Origin of the sequence: Embleya sp. NPDC059213, assembly GCF_042754445.1 — a bacterium.
Classification (GTDB): domain Bacteria; phylum Actinomycetota; class Actinomycetes; order Streptomycetales; family Streptomycetaceae; genus Embleya.
This window is the reverse complement of the sequence record NZ_JBHZAV010000183.1, coordinates 1-18,527: the sequence shown is the minus strand read 5'-3', so window position 1 is coordinate 18,527 and position 18,527 is coordinate 1. Positions and strand designations below refer to the sequence as shown.

Annotated in this window: 17 protein-coding genes; 11 read left to right on the top strand and 6 right to left on the bottom strand. The window is 70.8% G+C overall.

Annotation, left to right across the window (positions count from 1 at the left end; genetic code table 11):
- Positions 1-333: 333 nt before the first annotated feature.
- Both ACFXMF_RS39050 and ACFXMF_RS39045 read right to left on the bottom strand, forming a co-directional pair.
- Positions 334-1,989: an ABC transporter permease gene (locus ACFXMF_RS39050; protein WP_379990005.1), complete on the bottom strand. Its 1,656-nt coding sequence runs from the start codon at positions 1,987-1,989 to the stop codon at positions 334-336.
- A complete protein-coding gene (locus tag ACFXMF_RS39045) occupies positions 1,986-2,924 on the bottom strand; it encodes an ABC transporter ATP-binding protein (RefSeq protein ID WP_360323129.1) in 939 nt (312 codons plus the stop codon). Before ACFXMF_RS39045 ends, ACFXMF_RS39050 begins: the two co-directional genes overlap by 4 nt.
- Positions 2,925-2,980: 56 nt before the next feature.
- Here ACFXMF_RS39045 and ACFXMF_RS39040 point away from each other — a divergent pair, with 56 nt between their 5' ends.
- A complete protein-coding gene (locus tag ACFXMF_RS39040) occupies positions 2,981-3,502 on the top strand; it encodes a GbsR/MarR family transcriptional regulator (protein ID WP_379990003.1) in 522 nt (173 codons plus the stop codon).
- Between the two features lie 116 nt (positions 3,503-3,618).
- Here the strand turns inward: ACFXMF_RS39040 and ACFXMF_RS39035 are convergent, their stop codons facing one another.
- Positions 3,619-4,326: a DUF1524 domain-containing protein gene (locus ACFXMF_RS39035; RefSeq protein WP_379990001.1), complete on the bottom strand. Its 708-nt coding sequence runs from the start codon at positions 4,324-4,326 to the stop codon at positions 3,619-3,621.
- Positions 4,327-4,541: 215 nt separating this feature from the next.
- Between ACFXMF_RS39035 and ACFXMF_RS39030 the strand changes: the two genes are divergently transcribed.
- The 3 genes from ACFXMF_RS39030 (at position 4,542) to ACFXMF_RS39020 (ending at position 8,303) form a co-directional block, all read left to right on the top strand.
- Positions 4,542-5,165: an RraA family protein gene (locus ACFXMF_RS39030; protein ID WP_379989999.1), complete on the top strand. Its 624-nt coding sequence runs from the start codon at positions 4,542-4,544 to the stop codon at positions 5,163-5,165.
- Between the two features lie 467 nt (positions 5,166-5,632).
- Positions 5,633-7,441, top strand: coding sequence for a hypothetical protein (locus ACFXMF_RS39025; RefSeq protein ID WP_379989997.1), 1,809 nt, complete (start codon positions 5,633-5,635; stop codon positions 7,439-7,441).
- Positions 7,442-7,940: 499 nt separating this feature from the next.
- A complete protein-coding gene (locus ACFXMF_RS39020; RefSeq protein ID WP_360323156.1) occupies positions 7,941-8,303 on the top strand; it encodes a cupin domain-containing protein in 363 nt (120 codons plus the stop codon).
- A 55-nt stretch (positions 8,304-8,358) separates the two neighbouring features.
- Here ACFXMF_RS39020 and ACFXMF_RS39015 read toward each other — a convergent pair whose 3' ends face one another.
- Positions 8,359-8,985 (bottom strand): TetR/AcrR family transcriptional regulator, encoded by a 627-nt coding sequence (locus tag ACFXMF_RS39015; protein ID WP_360323139.1) that lies wholly within the window; start codon positions 8,983-8,985, stop codon positions 8,359-8,361.
- Positions 8,986-9,097: 112 nt separating this feature from the next.
- Between ACFXMF_RS39015 and ACFXMF_RS39010 the strand changes: the two genes are divergently transcribed.
- The 7 genes from ACFXMF_RS39010 to ACFXMF_RS38980 all read left to right on the top strand — a co-directional run bounded on the left by ACFXMF_RS39010 (position 9,098) and on the right by ACFXMF_RS38980 (position 17,200).
- Complete coding sequence (locus ACFXMF_RS39010; protein WP_360323158.1) at positions 9,098-10,108, top strand: NADP-dependent oxidoreductase; 1,011 nt, start codon at positions 9,098-9,100, stop codon at positions 10,106-10,108.
- A gap of 233 nt (positions 10,109-10,341) precedes the next feature.
- The gene (locus ACFXMF_RS39005; protein WP_360323160.1) at positions 10,342-10,704 is read left to right on the top strand and encodes a MarR family transcriptional regulator; all 363 of its coding nucleotides are present in this window, start codon (positions 10,342-10,344) and stop codon (positions 10,702-10,704) included.
- Positions 10,705-10,909: 205 nt separating this feature from the next.
- Positions 10,910-12,292 (top strand): MFS transporter, encoded by a 1,383-nt coding sequence (locus tag ACFXMF_RS39000; RefSeq protein ID WP_360323162.1) that lies wholly within the window; start codon positions 10,910-10,912, stop codon positions 12,290-12,292.
- Positions 12,293-12,670: 378 nt separating this feature from the next.
- Entirely contained in the window at positions 12,671-14,260 is a 1,590-nt protein-coding gene (locus tag ACFXMF_RS38995; protein WP_360323141.1) for a hypothetical protein, read from the top strand.
- Between the two features lie 113 nt (positions 14,261-14,373).
- A complete protein-coding gene (locus ACFXMF_RS38990) occupies positions 14,374-14,841 on the top strand; it encodes a hypothetical protein (RefSeq protein WP_379989996.1) in 468 nt (155 codons plus the stop codon).
- 873 nt (positions 14,842-15,714) lie between these two features.
- A complete protein-coding gene (locus ACFXMF_RS38985; RefSeq protein ID WP_379989994.1) occupies positions 15,715-16,428 on the top strand; it encodes a hypothetical protein in 714 nt (237 codons plus the stop codon).
- 289 nt (positions 16,429-16,717) lie between these two features.
- A complete protein-coding gene (locus tag ACFXMF_RS38980) occupies positions 16,718-17,200 on the top strand; it encodes an SRPBCC family protein (RefSeq protein ID WP_379989993.1) in 483 nt (160 codons plus the stop codon).
- Between the two features lie 30 nt (positions 17,201-17,230).
- Here ACFXMF_RS38980 and ACFXMF_RS38975 read toward each other — a convergent pair whose 3' ends face one another.
- Positions 17,231-17,791, bottom strand: a complete 561-nt coding sequence (locus ACFXMF_RS38975; protein ID WP_379989992.1) for a MepB family protein — start codon at positions 17,789-17,791, stop codon at positions 17,231-17,233.
- Positions 17,792-17,897: 106 nt separating this feature from the next.
- The coding region (locus ACFXMF_RS38970; RefSeq protein ID WP_380021037.1) for a carbohydrate-binding protein at positions 17,898-18,527 on the bottom strand (630 nt) is incomplete at its 5' end.

Genomic DNA, 18,527 nt, shown 5'->3' with positions numbered 1-18,527 from the left:
GTCGGGGGGGGGTGCCTTTTGGGGCCCCCGGGGTTGGGGGTGGGCGGCCCGGGGGGCGGGCCACAATGTGCCGGCGGGGCCCTTCTCTTGAGGAGAGTCTCGGCCGCCGGGGCCCGGATCCGGGTTCGAGTCCGGATCCGGGCTCGGGCCCGGGTTCGAGTCCGGGTCCGGTTCGGTGCGGGCCCGGGTTCGAGTCCGGGCCCGGTTCGTGAGGGCCCGGGTGGAGCGCGGGCCCGGGTTGGTGTCCGGGTACGTGTGCGAGTTCGTGGCCGGCCCCGGGTGCGCGGGGTGGGGTCGGGGTTCGTGGCCGGCCCGGGAGGGCGTGGCCCGGGCTCAGTCCAGGTCGCGCTCGCGCAGTGCGAACAGGCCCGCGGCCGGCAGCGCGAGGGCCAGGGCGAGCAGCCACGGATACGGCGTGGCCGTGACGTCGGCGCCGGGCAACTTCGGCAGGTGGCCGAACGGCGACACGTCCAGCACCGCCTGCGGCAGCTTGAGCGCCGGCCCCACCCAGCCGAGCGCGATCACCAGCCCGACCAGACCCCACACCGCCGCGGCGAGCCTCGGCAGCGCGCCGACGACCAGTACGGCAAGCCCGACCAGCACCCACACGGCGGGGAGTTGGGCCAGCGCGGCGAGCAGGATGCGTGGCAGCTCGCCGGACACGTCCCCGACGGTGAGCCCGTACGCCAGGCCCATCGCGAGACCGCCGGCGGCCAGGATCAGCACCGGGCCGGCGTACGCGATCAGCAGGTGCCCGCCCGCCCAGCGCAATCGGCCGACGGTGTTCGCCAGCAGCGGTTCGGCCCGGCCGTTCGTCTCCTCGTCGCGCAGCCGCAACACGGCACCGGCGCCGAACACCACGCAGATCAGGCCGAGCATGCCCACCATCGTGGACAGGAACGCGTCGGTCAGCGCCACATGGCCGCCCATCCGGCGGATCAGGTCGCGGGTCCCGGTGTTGTCGCCGACGATGTCCTGCGCGCCGTCGGCGATTCCGCCGAACACCGCGCCGGCCAGGGCGAAGCCGACCGCCCAGGCGCACAGCGTGCCGCGTTGCAGCCGCCAGGCCAGGCCGTACGCGCCGGCCAGCGACGCGGGTGCGTGTGCCGGCCCCGGGCGTGGTCGCACGAAGCCGGCGCCCAGGTCGCGCCGGTCCGCGAGGGTGTAGGCGAGTGCGACGCAGCCGGCGATCAGGCCGACCGGCAGGACCAGCACCCACCAGCGGTCGCCCGCGAACGGCCGCACGTTCTCGGCCCAGCCCAACGGCGAGGCCCACACCAGCGGATGGCTGCCCGCCGAGGCCGCCGCCCGGGCCGCGTCGCCCGAGGCGCGCAGCACGAACGCGGCGCCCAGGACGGCGCCGGCGATGCCCTTGGCCAGGCGGGCGTTCTCGGTGAGCTGCGCGGTCACCGCGGCGACGGCGGCGAACACCAGGCCGGACAGTGCGACGGCGAGGCCGAACGCGAGGGAGCCGGCCGCCGGTTGGCCCGCGCCGAGCAGGATCGCCGTGCACAGCACCAGGAGCAGCGCATTGGCCAGCGTGGCGGTGGTCAGCGCCGCGGTGAGCGGGGCCCGGCGGCCCACCATCGCCGCCGACAGGGCCTCCTGGCGGCCGGTCTCCTCCTCCTCGCGGGAGTGCCGGATCACGATGATCAGGCTCATCAGGCCGGCCAACAGCGCCGCGTAGCCGCCGATCCGCCACGCGGTGAGGGCGCCGTACGAGTCGCCGAACACGGCGCCGTACAGGGCCCGGAGCGAGCCGTTGGCGTTCATGTCCCGGGCCAGGTCGGCGCGTTCGGCGGTGGTGCCGTACAGGCCCTCCAGGGAGCGTTCGACGCTGGAGACGGTGCCGGCCAGGGCCGACACCCAGACCGGGAGCAGCACCCGGTCGCGGCGCAGCGCGAGGCGGATCAGGGTGCCGGTGCCGGCGAGGTGGCGGGGGCCGCCCGGGGCGGCGCCGCGCGGCAGCGGGAGGGCGGCGGTGGTCATCGCGCGGCCACCGCCGCGGTGTCGGTGTTGTTGCCGGTGCCGCCGTCCGTGTCCCGGGTGCGGTAGTGCCGCAGGAAGAGTTCCTCCAGCGTGGGTGGGCTGCCGGCCAGGCCGCGTACGCCGATCTCGGCGAGTTTGCGCAGCACCGGGTCCAGATGGTCGTTGTCCACTTGGAGCACGACGTGGCCGTTGCTCGCCGTCACGTCGTGCACGCCCGGGAGGTCGGCCAGGCCGTCGCCGGGACCGCGCAGTTCGGCGCGGACCGTGGTCCGACTCAGGTGCCGCAGTTCGGCCAGCGAACCCGACTCGACGGTGCGGCCGTTGCGGATGATGCTGACCCGATCGCACAGCGCCTCGACCTCGGCCAGGATGTGGCTGGACAGCAGTACGGTGCGACCGCGCTCGCGCTCCTCGCGCACGCAGTCCCGGAACACGTCCTCCATCAGCGGGTCCAGGCCCGACGTGGGCTCGTCCAGGATCAGCAGGTCCACGTCGGAGGCGAACGCGGCGACCAGGGCCACCTTCTGCCGGTTGCCCTTGGAGTAGGCACGGCCCTTCTTGGTCGGGTCGAGTTCGAACCGGGCCAGCAGGTCGGCGCGCCGGGCCGGATCCAGGCCGCCGCGCAGCTTGCCGTAGAGGTCGATCACCTCGCCGCCGCTGAGGTTGCGCCACAGGGTGACGTCGCCGGGGACGTAGGCGACTCGGCGATGCAGGGCCACGGCGTCGCGCCACGGGTTGCCGCCCAGGAGGCTGACGTCGCCGCGATCGGCGCGGATCAGGCCGAGCAGGACGCGGATGGTGGTGGACTTCCCGGCCCCGTTGGGTCCGAGGAAGCCGTGTACCTCACCGGCCGTGACGTGCAGGTCGAGGCCGTCGAGGGCATGGGTGCGCCCGAAGGACTTGTGCAGACCGGTGACGCTGATCGCCGTGTTCATGTTTCAGAACATACGCTTCTTTCAGGAACTTGTGAAGTTCGGAAAAGTCAAGAATCATGGCTGGACGATGCTCGGAAGAGCCCGAGCGGAAGGGGACCCGAATGCGAGACGACGGGCCGGCGCGCAACGAGGCCGAGGTCGCTCGGTACATCGAACGCTTCGCGAGCGAATTGGCCGATGCCGGCATGCAGCGGATGGCCGCGCGGGTGTTCGCCGCGCTGCTGGCAGCCGACTCGGCGAGCATGACGTCCGCCGAACTCGCCGAGTCGTTGCAGATCAGCCCGGCCGCGGTGTCGTCGGCGATCGCCTACCTGTCCCAGGTGCGGATGGTCCACCGCGAACGCGAGCCCGGCTCGCGTCGGGACCGCTACCGGCTGCACGACGAACTCTGGTACGAGACCTACGGCGAGCGGGACAAGCTCCTGTCCCGCTTCGAGGTCATCCTCCGCGAGGGCGCGACCGCCCTGGGCCCGGACACCCCCGCCGGCCTCCGAGCCCAGGAATCCGCCGAATTCTTCGCCTTCCTCCAGTCGGAAATCGTCGACATCATGGAACGCTGGCGAAACCGCCAGGGGTAGGCCGAAGGCCGGTTCGCCTCGGCCGGTCCGGCGCTTGAGGACAGGGTCGGCCGACCCCCGGCCCGGCCGGCGTTCGAGGCCGGGACGAGCCACGGGCGCGGCCCGCCGAGAGGCCGCTACCGCGTGCCGGGCGAAATCGGCACGTTCGGACACTGCGCGCCCAGCCGCTCCAGCGTCGCGAGTTCGGTGGCATCGACCGTCAAGTCGTACTTGGTCTTCACCGTCACCCAGTCCGTCAGGTACGTACACCGAGCCCCCTCGTACGGCGGCAGCCAAGTGCCCGGGTCCTGGTCGGACTTCGAGCGGTTGTACTTGGCCGTCACCGCGACCAGCGCCCGAGGCTGGTCCAGATCGTTCGCGTACTGCTCACGCTGCTTGGGCGTCCACGCGGACGCGCCGGAGTCCCACGCCTCGGCCAGCGGCACCATGTGGTCGATGTCCAGCCCGGACGCGTCGTCGACGTAGGCATCTTCGTAGTACGAGTACCAACGCCCGCCCGTGAGCGTGCACTTGGCGCCGATCTCGGGCGGCGTGACGGCCTCCTCGATGAGTACCTCCGCGCGCGTCGAACACCCGTCCTTGTCGGCGTCGATCCAGTGCCGGAACGCGTCCCGGTCGTAGCCGGAGCGATCCTCGTCGGCCACCCGCAGCGCCGTGATCGCATCCCGGAGCGGAGTTTGCACGCCGACCTCGGTGACCCCCGTCGCCCCCGTCGTCCGCGCCGCCGCGCTCGTCGCCGGGGCGAACAGCAGCGCACCCACGCTTGTCGCCGCCACCACCAGCGCGGCCGTGCGTCGTCCGGCCGTGATTCCCGTGTACGTCATCGCTTTGCCCCAGAGTCGCCGTGTCAGGTCCGCTCTTGTTGTAGCGATTTGCCTGCACAAGATCGGCAACGCGGCGGTTGTTCCACTCGAAAGAGTGGCCCGGATATGGCCATTCGCCGGTAGGTCCGCTCCGGACGCCCGGCGCGCGGCTTCGATAGTCTCGCCGCCGTCGGGGGCGGCCGGCCCCGGCCGCCGGTGCGAACGAAGGGATCACCATGGGCGACGTCGCCGGGTTCGCGGACATCTCGCCGACCACCCTCGCCGATCTGCTCGGCCGCGCCCAGGTGATGGACGTCGGCATCCATCCGCTGTGGCCCTCGATGCCGCGCGTCGCCGGCCCGGCGTTCACCGTGCGGTGTGCGAGGGGGGACAACCTGATGTTGCACGCGGCCATCCACCGCGCCGAGCCCGGTTCGGTCGTCGTGGTCGAATCGGGCGACGTGGACCACGCGTTGGCCGGTGGCAACGTGTGTGCCGTCGCGCAACGTCGCGGGATCGCCGCGTTCGTGGCGGACGGGCTGATCCGGGATCTCGGCGAGGTGCGCGCGATGGGCTTTCCGGTGTTCGCGCGGGGCGTCATCCCGATTCCGGGGACGAAGCAGGCCGTCGAGCCGTTCGGCGGGCGCGTACGGTGCGGCGGGGTGTGGGTCGAGGCCGGCGACGTGGTGGTGGCCGACGAGGAGGGCGTGGTGGTCGTACCCGGCGCGCGTCGCGAGCAGGTACTCCGGGACGCCCGGACGAAGTCGGCGCAGGAGGCCGACGAATCGCTCGACACGTGGGAGGCGGCGCACCGGGCCCGGATCGAGGCGCTTTTGGCCGAGCGCGGCTTCGAGGGCTGAACGGCCCACCCTCGTGCACGACTTCCGACACAAGCGCGCCATCGACCACCGGAAGCGTGGCGTGTCGCGGGCCGTGTCGCGTTGCTGTCGTGGATGTGGCGGCCGTGTTTTCGGGGGCGGGCGGTGGGAGAGGGATTCCGGTAGCGCGGTGGTGTCGTCCGGTGTGGGGCCGGGTGGGGGCGCTGTTCGGGGGTGGGGCGGGGTCGTGCGTCGGGCGTTCGCGAGGTCGGGTTCGGTGGTCGGTCGACGGCGTGCAAGGACGGGCGCGCCGCGACGGCGATCCGGCGGCGGGTGCCTGTTGCATCGTGGGGTCGACGCCGTTCGGGTTCCCGTCCACCCGGAACATTTTCGGTACGCCCGCCGCCCCGTGTCCTCGGTCGCCGCGGTTGGGGTGTCGCTCGATTCGGCGATCCGCCGCGGCCGCCGGCGGCCGCTCCTGTCACACCCGGCCCGCGGGGTCGTCGCGCGTGTTCGCCCGCATCGCGGGAACGCCGAAACAGGGAGGCTCGACCGTGTTACTGAACTACGAGATCGTCACGGATCCCATTCCTTTGTTGGCCCGGGCGGGGACACCGGCGGTGGGAACGGTGTACGTGATCGTCTCCAACGCCAGTTCGAACTGGGTGTCCTGGTCGTTCATCGACATCGAAGTGCCTGTCGGCAACGGCGCGGGTGACCTGACGCCGGACCGTACCAAGATCGTGCCGGGCATCGAGCACGATCCGTTCGATTTCGGAGAGACGCCGACGTTCAAGTGGGACCAGACGCAAGGCGCCTTCCGGGCGCAATTCCCCGGAGGAGTCGACATGGTCGACTTCAGGTCCCTGGTTCTGACGCTGAAGAACTTCCCCGTCTCCGAGGCGGAGGGCCTGGCCCGGCTGAAGATCACCGAGGTCGCCTCGGGCGGCGAGGGCAACCAGCCGAAGGACAGGCGCGGCCTCGTCCTGGGAGTGCTGAAGAAGGCCCCGCAGATCCCGATCAACTTCCGCCCCGAGAAGACCCTCGTCGACGACGGCAACAAGGTCGTCCTGCGGTGGGACGGACCCGGCAGCCTCGCCTACACGATCCAGGGTCCGGACGGCCCCCCGGAAACCGTCACCCGCGCGCCGGGCACGATCGACTGGCAGTGGTCCCCGAAACCGGGCACGGGACCGAAACGCGACGCCACCTACACCCTGACGGCCAAACCCGCCGACCCACAGCAACCGGCATACGTCCTCACCACGACGGTCCACCTACTCAGCCCCGAATTCGAACGCGTCACCGCCAACCTCGGGGTGCACACCCCGTTGGTCCGAGGCACGAAGAACGAAGGCCAGATCACCTTCACCAAGGAAGGCGCACAGATCGACAACGAGTCCAACAAACCCGGCACCATCTCGGCCGCCAAAGCGACGGTGACGCATCTGGTTGCCGATCAGGCGGATGTGAGTACGCAACTCACTGCGGTGAAGGGGAATGTGACGCATCTGATCTCGGATCAGGTGGACGTGAGTACGCAACTCACCGCGGTGAAGGGGAATGTGACGCATCTGGTCTCGGATCAGGTGGACGTGAGTACGCAACTCACTGCGGTGAAGGGGAATGTGACGCATCTGGTCTCGGATCAGGTGGACGTGAGCACGCAACTCACCGCGGCCGAGGCGAACGTGACGCACGTGGTCTCCGGTCGGATCGACGTGACCGGTCAGCTCTCGGCAGGCAAGGTCGATCTGAGCGAGTTGACAGCCGCCCGGGCCAACGTTCGTGAGCAACTCGTCGCCGGTGAGGCCGTCGTGAACGAGTTGATCGCCGGGCAGGCGCGGGTGAACGGGAAACTCACCACCCATGGACCGGTGTCGGTCTACGACCAGGCGGGGAACCCGCTGCTGGAGACCACCCAGGATCAACCGTTCGGCCTGGTGTCGCACGGTCGACTGGATGTCAGAGGCGAGCTGAACGCCAAGAGCAAACTCCACGTCGACGGTCCCGACCTGCAGATCAACGGCATCGCCTACCTCACCAGCGACCTGAACGTCCACGGTGACGTGCTCTTTCGGAAGAACCTGACCGTCGCGGGAAAGACCGCCCTCACGGGAGGCATGACCGTCGAGGACCTCACGGTCTCGGGAAAACTGAACGCCCGTGGCAACACGCTCGTCAATCAGAACCTGGCCGTGTCGGGCAACGTGAACGTGCGCGGCGAAGCGGTCGTCCAACAGGACCTGGCCGTCTCCGGAAACACGACGCTCAGGGGAGATGTGGGGATCCGGGGACACCTGACAAAGGGTTCCTGACCGGACCCGGGGAGCGGACGCTCGTGAAGACGGACAACCAGGCGCGGACGATCGACCGGCGGCCATCGATCACGGGTGATGCCTCGGCTCGTCCGTAACGACGGCGACGCGATCGACGACCGGAGTCACCGCGCTGCGAACGGCCGAGGCGGGTGCGCGGCACCTCGATACGCGAGCACGCCGGGATCGACCCGCACTCCGGGGACCGGCTGACGGAGGCGCGCAGGCGCGGATCGGCTCAACGGGCGCAATCAGGCCGCCCCTCGGTGAGACCGGGGGCGGCCGCACCCGCTTCGAGGTGCGGGCGGGCGCGGTTCCCTCGGAACCGACGACGGGGCGCTGTTTCCGGAGCGGAGCGGGCCCTGCGCAAGGGTCGACCGGGCCGCCGGACGGACGTAGCGTGGAGGGTGCGGGGGTTTGTACATCGTTTTCGAGGCGTCGACGGCCGACCGTTCGACACTCGGCCGTGATCGATGCCTCCGGACCCGAGGAGGAGATCATGGCTGGTCTCGTCCGTAAGAATTTCGCGTCGCCCGAGGAGACACGCCCGTTCGAAGCGGGCATGGGCAAGGTCGACCTGGTCGCGCTGGATGCCATTCCCGTGGGTCGGGGTACGTTCGAGCCGGGCTGGCGTTGGTCGAAGCACGTGAAGCCGATCGCCGGGACCGACAGTTGTCAGGCGTCGCACGTCGGCTTGACGTTGTCGGGACGGATGCACATCGTCATGGACGACGGTGAGGAACTGGAATTCGGCGCCGGAGACCTGATGGTCTGCCCGCCCGGACACGACGCGTGGGTCGTCGGCGACGAACCGTGCGTGGTGCTCGACTGGGCCGGCTTCGGCGACTACGCCAAGCGATAGCCCGTCCGGGACGCACGATTCTCGTGGTGATGCACCGAATCTGCCCGAAGTGACGTCATGTGTCGAGGTCGGTGATGGCAAGTCCGGGAATTCGAGGCGTCGTTGCCGAGTGCTCCTCCTCGGCGTCGCCGTTTTTTGCGGTGCTCAGAATTGCGCTCGCGATCACCTCGAAGAGGTGGTCGGCCCGTGGTGCGAGGGAGGGTTGATCGCCGAGCCACGCGAGTGCCGCCACCAGCGCGAACAGGTCGGTGCCGTCGAGGTCGCTTCGCGCCGTGCCGGCGGCCTGGGCCCGGGTGAGGAGCAGCGCGCCGGCGGCGCGCAGGGTGACGCACGAAGCGTGGAGAGCGGATTCGCTGTCCTGGATGGCGGCTGCCATCAGTACGGTCACGCCCCGATACTCGGTGGTCCACGCGACGCAGTCGCGTAGCCACGAGACGAGGGCGTCTTCGGGAGAGTTCGACGTTTCGAGTTCGCCTGCCTGAGCCGTCAGTTCGTCGAAGCTCGTGCGGAGCAGGGCCTCGAGCAGCGCCTCGCGCGTCGGGAAGTGCCGCAGCAGGGTGGCGAGTCCGACATCGGCCCGGCGGGCGATGTCGCGCAGTGACACGTCGACGCCTTGCTCGGCGATGGCGGTGCCCGCCACTGCGAGCAGGTGGTCGCGGTTCTTCCTGGCGTCGGCTCGCATCTGTCCCTCTTGACTATCCGGATCAGTGGTCCATATATTCGGATCAGTGGTCCACTTATCTGGATCGCTGATCCGAATAAGTCTATCCCGCAGTGCGGGCAAGGGGAGAACGATGTCGACGCACACGATGCGGGCGATCCGGCTGCATGAGCACGGCGGTCCCGAGGTTCTGCGTTACGACGAGGTGCCGATGCCCGAGCCGGGGCCGGGCGAGGTGCTCGTGCGCGTGCACGCGGTCGGCGTCAATCCTCCGGACTGGTACCTGCGCGACGGGCTGAGCGACATCCCTCCGGAGACCAGGCCGGAGTTCGACCTGCCGGTGACGCCGGGGACGGACGTGTCGGGCGTCGTCGCGGCCGTAGCCACGGACGTGGAGGGCTTCTCCGTCGGTGACGAGGTTTTCGGTCTCCTTCGCTTCCCCAGCTTCGACGGCAGGGCGTATGCCGAGTACGTGGCCGCGCCGGCGTCGGACCTGGCACGCAAGCCGGCCGGCATCGATCACGTGCACGCCGCGGGGGCGCCCATGTCTCTGCTGACGGCGTGGCAGTTCCTGATCGAGCTCGGACACGATCACCCGTCGCCCTTCCAGGCGGCGCGGCATCGGCCGGTGGCACTCGGCGCCGGCACGACGGTGCTCGTCAACGGCGCGGCGGGCGGCGTGGGTCACTTCGCAGTGCAACTGGCGAAGTGGCGGGGCGCACGGGTGATCGCGGTGGCATCGGGCGGGCATGAAGCATTCCTGCGCGAGCTGGGCGCCGACGAGTTCATCGACTACACCGGGAACCGTGCCGAGGACCTCGTGCACCACGTCGACCTGGTCGTGGACGCCGTCGGTGGCCGCGAGAGCAGCCGCTTCCTGCGTACGCTCAAGCGCGGCGGCGCCCTGTTCCCCGTGTTCTTCGGCGAATACGACGACGAAGAGATCGCGAAGCTGGGCGTCACGGTCTCGGGCACCCAGGTCCGCTCGAACGGCGCGCAGCTTGCCGAATCGGCGCGCCTGCTCGACACGGGCGCGGTCCGCGTCGCGATCGACAGCACGTTCGCTCTCGCGGACGCCCGAGCCGCGCACGAACGCGCCGCCCGAGGTCACATCCGGGGCAAGATCGTGCTCACCGTCGCCTGACAGGCAGCCGCCCACTGCCGGCGCGGACACCAACGCACGCGGTTCCGGCCGGTCTCCCGCACCGAGTGCGGGAGACCGGGTTCGGGCCCGAATCGCAGATGCATAAAGTATTCATATAAAAGTGCTATGCTTCGGGCGTGAGCCTTCAAGACGAAACCCGTCGCGATTCCACTGCCGTCGGGTCGGCCCTCTACGGGCTGGCCACCAGGGCTGTGAGGCGTCTTCCGCGAGACCTGAGCCTCACGTCCGCTGCCACCCTGGCCACGCTGGACAGGACCGGCCCACGACGAATCACCGATTTGGCCGTGAGCGAGGGTGTCACCCAGCCCGCGATGACCGTCCTGGTTCGGGTGATGGAGGAATCCGGGCTGGTCGAGCGGAGAGGCGACCCGTCCGACCGGCGGGTCACGCTGGTGTGCCTGACCGAGGCCGGCGCGTCCTACGTTCGGGCGCGCCGCCAGGCGGGCGTCGATGCGTATGCGCAGTTGATCGACGAACTCGCCGACGACGAAGTCGAGGCCTTGGTGGCAGCCCTTCCGGCGCTGCTGCATCTGGCGGAGCTCGAAAGCTTGGACCGAGAAGGGTCGAGGCAGTGACGGGGTGGTCGGTCGGCGGGGTCGCCGGGAACTCCGACGGAGGCCTCGGGCGGATATGGGAGATGGTCGCCGAGCCGGACGAGCCGTGGGCGGGAGGGGTCCGGACCCGCATTCGACCCGGCCTGTTCGACCACATCACGACCGGGACCAGCCGGTGAGCACTACCCCGGAGCACTCCGAGGCGCGGCTGCTGGTCCCCTCCCTGATGTTCATCGCCCTGGTCGTGGCGGCGGTCGGCAGCCTGGGCACGCCGCTCATCACCAGCGTGGCGACCACGTTCCACGTCTCGCTCGACAGCGCGCAGTGGACGCTGACCATCTCGCTGCTGAGCGGCGCCGTCGCCACGCCCGTCCTCGGCCGGCTCGGAGCCGGCCCACACCGACGAGGCACGATTTTGGCCACGCTGGCGGTCGTCGTCGCCGGCAGCGCGCTCACCGTGCTGCCGCTGCCGTTCGCGTGGCTGCTCGTCGGCAGGGCGGCCCAAGGCGTCGGGCTCGGTCTGACGGCGCTGATGATGGGCGTGGCCCGCGACCATCTCCCCGAAGGGCGCAGCGCGGCCACGATCGCCCTGATCTCGGTGGTCTCGATCATCGGGGCCGGCGTCGGCTACCCGCTCGCCGGGCTGCTTGCCGAGTTCGGCGGGGTGCGGGCCGCCTACGGCCTCGGTCTGTTCGTCACCGCCATCGCCTTCCTGGCCGCATGGCGCGCCATCCCCGCGGCTCCCGAGGGCCGTTCCGCGCACGTGAACGCAACGGGCGCGCTCGTCCTGGCAGGTGCACTGTTCCTCGTCCTGTTCCTCGCAAGCGAGACGAGTCTGTGGAGCCGTCACCTCGCCGTGGCGGTGGTCCTCGCCGTCGTTGCCGTGCTCCTGCTCTGCATCTGGATCGCCTCCGAACTGCATAGCAAGACACCCCTGGTCGATGTCCGGGCGATGCGGCACCCGGCGGTCGCCGGGGCGAACATCGCCATGTTCGTCGGCGGGTTCGGCATGTACCTCCTGCTCACGCTCATCACCCGATACGCGCAGACGCCGCACAGCGCCGGCTACGGCTTCGGGCTGACCACCTTCGTCGCCGGGCTGGTCCTGGTCCCGTTCTCCGTGCTGGGGTTCGTCGCCGGCAAGCTCACGCCTCGGGTGCGCGAACGGGTCGACGCCCCCTTGCTCCTGGCCGGCAGCGCCGTCGTCGTCGGTGGCGGGTTCGTCCTCTTTGCGGCGGCCCGGTCGAACCTGGCCGAACTGTTCGTGGCAATGGGCGTGCTGGGCTTCGGAGTCGGCAGCTTCTCGGCCGCCATGCCGGGCGTCATCCTGGCCGTCACCCCCAAGAGCGAGACGTCGAGCGCCATGAGCTTCAACTATGTCGTCCGTAGCGTCGGGTACTCCCTGGGCAGCGCCATAGGCGGCCTGATCCTGGCCGCCGGCACCGACACCGGCCGTCTCTTCCCGAACGACGGCGCCTACACCAAGGCAGCGCTGGTCGGCATCGCCGCGATGGCGATCACGGCTATGACCGGCCTTGCCCTCGCCCGCCGACGCTCGCCCGAGACCAACCCGACCGCAGCCCCGAACCAGGCCCGGTCGAGCCGATGACCGGCTCGCCGGAAGGGACGGCGCTGTTGTGGTCGGCGGGACTTGACCATGGCTTTGGAACCGCCCCGGCCCCGGCCTCCGCCGGCTTGCGCGGTCGCACAGGGCGGAGTCCGGCGGCACCGGCCCGGCAGCACCGGCGTGGCGGAGCGGGCCGGCGGTAGAGGTCCGGGGAACCGCCGGCAATCCGGCGATCCGGTGGATGGACCATGCCGCGGTGCCCCAGAATGGGTTGCGGAGCGCGACCGGCCGGCATCATCCCGTTGCCGTCGATCGGCGTGTCCGCCCATCGCCCCATGACGTCGGCCATCGAACGATCTCCCCGGCGTTCCGCGAACCCACCTTGTCCGACCCGTCGATCGGGGGGAAATGACAGGTCCCGTGCCGCGCCGTTCCCACAGCGAGGCCACCCGGCTGCTCTGCGCCGGCGCGTATCTCGACAACGACTTTCGCGGCGCCGTGATCGAACACCTGGTGCGGCACGAGGAACGACCGGTCGCGCCGTCACTGGGCGTCGACGTCGTACCGGTCCTCGCGTATGCGTTGCGGGCCCGTCGCCGCGAGGCGCAGACCGGCGTCACGCTGCTGTTCCTCTGGGTGGCGTTCATCGTCTTCGACTACCTCAGCGGGGATTCCTTGCCGAGTGTGCCGATGGCGGGGGCAATCGGTTACGCCGTGTTGTGCTTCCTGCTGTGGAGCACGCGCCGGAGCGTCGGGCGCGGTGTGTACGCCGTGGACCGGACCACGCTGCGCAAGGCCGTGCCGGGGCAGCGCGGCCGGATCATGACGCTGATCCCGCTCGGCGTTCGGTTGCTGGCGGTGGCCTACTGGGTCCTCGCCCTGTTGGGTCTCGTCCTCGCGCCGGAGAGCCACTGGCCTGCGGTGGCCTTCCCGTTGCTGCTCACGCTGCCGATCTGGGAACACCGCGCCCATGTCACGGGCGTGATGCGCCGGGAGTTGGCGCGCGGTGCCTTCGGTGGCCTGCCGCGTGCCGCGCTGCCCTCGAACGCCCACTATCGCCGGATCGGCGAGTCCCTGGATCGTGAGCAGTACGCGGCGCTGACCATCTACGACCCGCTGCGCCCCTTCATCGGAGTGGGACTCCCTTACGAGCCTTGGTCGTTCGCGCTGGACCTGAAGCGGCGTGCCTCGGCGGAGCCGGGCCTGGGCCCGCTCACCGGTGCCCGGGTCATCGAGCTGATCAGGCCCCGGATCGAAGCGTTGCGGGATTCGGCGACGGCCGCCAGCCGCGATCGGCTCAGGGATCTGGAGATCGAGGAGTTCGTCTATCTGCCGGTGGGGGCGCCGCGCGTCGAGATTCCCTACGACCGGCAGACCGTCGAGCAACATCTGCACGACGCGGTGGACGAGGGCGGCGAGGCGCGACGTCACTTCCTGCGGATCCGGGTCGGCGGCCGGGACGAACAGGTCGGGGTGACCGTGCTGGTGCGGGTCCACACCCAGGGCGGAATGCTGGTCCTGGAGGTCGTACCGCACGTGCTCACCCCGGTGAAACCGGAATACCGGGCGGCCGACGTGGTCGCCGGTCGCACCTGGGACGGCGCGGCCCGAGACGTGGTACGGGCCGTTCTGACCGCCCCCTCCGCCGGGTTCGCCGCCGGCCTCTCCCTGGCGAGCACCGTGCTCGCGGTGTTCGGGACCTGGCTGGCGGACCCGGAGCGCGCGCTGCCGGACGCCCCCGAGACCTCGGTGCGGGAGCTGGGCAGTACCGGGGAGGTCTCGCTCTTCCAGGAGATGGACATCAGCCGGTACGTGAAGACCATCCAGGACCGGATCGCCGGCGGGGTGCGGGACGCGCTCGCCGACCAGGGCTACGAGTCGGACCAATTCGATCAGCAGGTCGTGCAGGTGAGCGAGGGCAGCGTGTTCATCGGCTCCATGAGCGGCGGAGCGTTGGCAGTCGGCAGCGGGGCCAAGGCCCGGCACGTGGTGGGGAGTGACGCGAAGTGACGGCCGAGCCGAACGATCGAGAGCGTGCGGGGGCCGAGGAACCGGTGGTTCCCGAGGCCGTGGCGGAGGCGGCCCGGCCTGTCGACGCCGGAGGCGGCGTTTCCATCGGGCGGATGACCGGCGGGGCCGTTGCCGGCGGCTACCGGGCCACCGCCGAGGACCGGTCCGAGCGGGTGGGCTCCTGGGAGGCATCGGCGGGCACGGACGTCCCGCGCCCGTCCGTACCGCCGTCGTCGTCCGGGGTCAGCGTCGGGACGATGGCGGGTGGCGCGGTGGCGGCCGGGTGGGAGGCGAGGGCCGTGGACGCCTCGCGCCGGTTGATCTCGGCGTCGCCGGAACTGGTCGGTTCGCTGGAGGTGTTGCGCTCACAACTGCCGTTGCTCGCTCGTACGCAGGACGACGGAATCGACGAGGTTGCCGGGCAACTGGCGGCCATCGAGGGCGAGATCGCGAACGGCGGGCAAACGGAACGCCATCGCCTGGAGCGGTTGCGGATGCTGCTGACCGGCGGAGGCACGGTGGCCGGTGGGCTGGCGTCGGCGCTCGCCGTCGTGGAATCGATCACCCAGATGCTGGGGTGAGGGGTGAACGGCGTGAGCCGGTGGGACGCGCAGCGGCAGGAGTGGGTGGAGGGCCCAGGCTCCGAGGGGGCTGCGGGGCCGGAGGGGGAAGCACGGTTCCCGCCGGTGCCGCCGGTGCCGCCGGTGCCGCCGATGCCGCGAGTGTCGCCGACGGTGCCGACGCCGTCGACGCCACCGGATGGGGCTGACGCGGGACGGACGGCGTCGGCCCCGGCGCCGGACCCTCCGGACGGCCGGTCGGGTGCCGGGGACGGCGTGAGTCGGTGGGACGAGGAGCGGCAGGCGTGGGTGGAGGGACCGTACTCCGGGCAGCCCTCGGGGCCGGACCGGGAGCCGCCGTTCCCACCACCGGCGGCGTCGCCGCTCGTGCCGCCGCCCGGGTCGACGCCACCGGATGCGCCTGAGACGGGGCGGACGACGTCGGCCTCGGCGCCGGACTCTCCGGACGGCCGGTCGCCCGCTGCGGACGACGCGCGGCGGCAGGATGCGGAGCGGCAACAATCGGCGGTGGGCCCACGCCACGAGCCGCCTCCGAAGCCGGACCGGGAACCGTCGTTCCCGCCGACAACGCCAACCGTGCCGACGGCACGCGAGGCGGCCGATACGCCACGGACGACGTCGACCCCGGCCCCGGTGTCGGGCGTTCCACGCCGCCGATCCCGCGCCGCAGGGGGCGCCAGTCGATGGGACGCGGAGCGGCAGGAATGGGTGCAGGGCCAACCCCCCGAGCGGTCCCCGGGAGCGGACCGGGAACCACCGTTCCCGCCGGCAGCACCGGACGCGGCCGGCGCGACCCGAACGCCCCCGGCGTCAGCCCCAACCCCGTTGCCGAACACCCCACGGGGCTGGTCGCACGCGGCGATCCTGACCGCGGTGATCGCCGCCGTCCTCGTCCTGGCCGGGTTGGGCGTCACCGCTTGGGTGGTGCTGGCCGACCCCGACCTGGACCTGTTGGGGCGCGACACGCGTGACGAACCGTACGAACCTCCCGGAACCCCGTACTACAGCCTTCCTCCGTACGCCGTCCCGACAGTGCCGGCGACGCCGTCCACAGGCGCTTCCAACTACCCCGGTCCGTCCTACTCGCCGTCGCCGTCCCGTACTCCCGACCCGCTCGACAAGGCTTTCGCGGTCGTACGCACCGGAGATTGCGTCAGCGCCTACTACAGCGGTCTCGAGTGGAATCGAAACGCACCGTACGTCGTCAGTTGCAGCGCAGCCGACGCGTATATGTACGTGGCCTCCACGCGGGATGACGCGACCTGCGCGGCGTCGGGGCGAGGACGCACCTTCTGGAGCCACACCAACGATGACGGCTCTATCGTCAAGTTGTGCCTGGAACGGCGGTTCCGCGCGGGCCAGTGCTTCCTGGCGACGAAGGCAGGCGACTCGATGCAGGCGAATCTGAGCACGCTGTGGGACTGCAACGCCACGACGGTGCCGAAGGATTACACCTACATCATGAAGATCACCGGCCTGCTGCCGGGCAACAGCAACGTCAACTACTGCCCGGGTGATTCCAGGAAGGCACACTCCGGCTGGCTCTCCTACGACGGCTATCTGGTTTGTGCCGAGAACGCCCTGTGAACCTCGGCCGTGTTCCGACACGGGGATGAGCCCGACGTCGTGCCCGTGGCCCCGACCTGCCGGCGGGAGGGCGCACGCGGCAGGAGGTGCCTGCTCGGTGAGCCGCCTGTCCGAAAACGGTTCGTGGATGCCAGTACGCCAGATTTTCGAGGCGGCCGGCGAAGTAACCGGCCGGGTGGTTCGGCCTCGGAGGAGGTCGTCGCGGTGAAGTCCCCACGCACGTGGGGGTTTCCGGCGTGGGGGGGTTGGCGTGGTGGGTATGGGGTTTCAGGGGCGTGGGGGTGGGTCGGTGGTGGCTGGTGGGCGGGTGTGGGAGGTCGAGGAGTCGTTGGTCGTGCCGCTGCCGGCGGCGGCGGTCTACGCGGTGGTCGCCGATGTGCGGCGGATGAAGGAGTGGAGTCCGGAGGTATTCGGGATTTGGCTGCGGGGCCGGGACTTCGTCGGGTTCAACCGGCGGGGCCCGTGGGTTTGGTTCACCACGTGTCGGGTTGTGGTTGCCGAGCCGGGGCGGGAGTTCGCGTTCGATGTCACCTCGTTCGGGCTGCCGATTGCCCGTTGGGGATACCGCCTGACGCCGGCCGAGGAGGGGACGGAGACCTTGGTCACCGAGTACTGGAACGATCGGCGGCGGGACGGGTGGCGGCGTCGGGTCGCCGAGGTGCTCGGGCTGGTCTTCACCGGGACCCCGCCCGCGCAGCGTGCCGCGCGTAATCGCCACGGCATGCGTACGACGTTGCTCCGGCTTCGGGCCGCGTGTGGTGGAGCTCCCTGACCAGGCAGCCGCGGCTCGGGCCGGGGACGACTACCGCGCGTCGGGTCGGTGGTACAGCGCCCGGCAGCGGGCCGGGTCCGGCGGGATGGCGAGGAAGTGGTCGAGCTGCCAGGCCCGGGTCCGGTCGGCCTGCCGGTTGCTCGTGCTCACCCACGGCGGATAGACGCGGAAGCCGCGCTTGCCGCCCGCGCCGTGCACCGAGAGGATGCCTCGTTCGCGCAGCACCTCCCTCGGGAAGACGAACTGCCCGAAGTTTTCGCCCTGTCGGGAGCTGATCACCGCCAGATCGAGCGAGCCCTCGGCGGTCAGCGGCGCGATCGGGCCGGCGGCCGAGCGTCGCCACAGGGTGACGAATTGGCCGACCTTGGTCGGTGTCGTCCTGGCGATCCGGAAGTGCACCTCGGCGCCGTCGACGGTGAACACGTGGGCCCCGTACTCCGCGCTCTCCGGCTCGCCCACCGGCGTCGAGCACACGAACCCGTTCGGGTCGTAGACCAGGGCCTTCGCCGCGAGCAGGTCGGCGGGAAGCGACGCCGGCCAAGGGGCGGGCCCGCTCCCGGGGACGCCGGGACGGTCGTGGTTCACGGTCATTCCGGCATCCTGCCGGCCCGCACGGTGTGATGCCCGGTAGGCCAACCTGCGGCCTACCGGGCATCACAATCGGGGAAGTCGGGGACCAACTTACGTGCGGTTCGACTCAGCAGGCGCCGAGGTCGACCCACACTCCCCACTGACCGGTGGTTCCGGGGACTTCGCCCTGGGTCCACCACTTGGCGCGGTAGGTGTGGCCCTGGTAGGAGACCACACTGCCGTTGGTGTAGACCGAGTTCGCGTTCCACGCGGGCGCGGAGCAGCCGCTCGGGCCGTCACCGACGGTCAGGGTGTACGTGGTCGAGTGCACGACCGACCCGGTGCCCGTGATGGTGATCGGGTACGTGCCCGGGGCGGTGTTCGCCGCGACCGTGATGGTTGCGGTGGCAGTGTTGCCGGACAGGACGGTCGTCGGGTTGATGGTCACCACGACGCCGCTCGGGGCTCCACTGGAGGAGAGCGTCAGGGTCTGCGCCGCGCCGCTCACGGTGGTGGTGTTCACCGTCGCGGTGCCCTGGCCGCCGACCTGGATGGTACCGGCGGACGGGACGGTGGAGACGGAGAAGTCCGGGCCGGGGGTGGTGCCGCCGACCGCGGTCTTCCAGATGGTGTAGGCGACACCGTCGGCGCTGCGGTTGAGCACCGTGGCGCTGATGTTGGCGGTGGTGTCGCACGCGGAGTGGTAGCAGGAGTCGTACGAGGCGTTGGCCTGGCCGCCCCACTTGGTGGCCTGTGC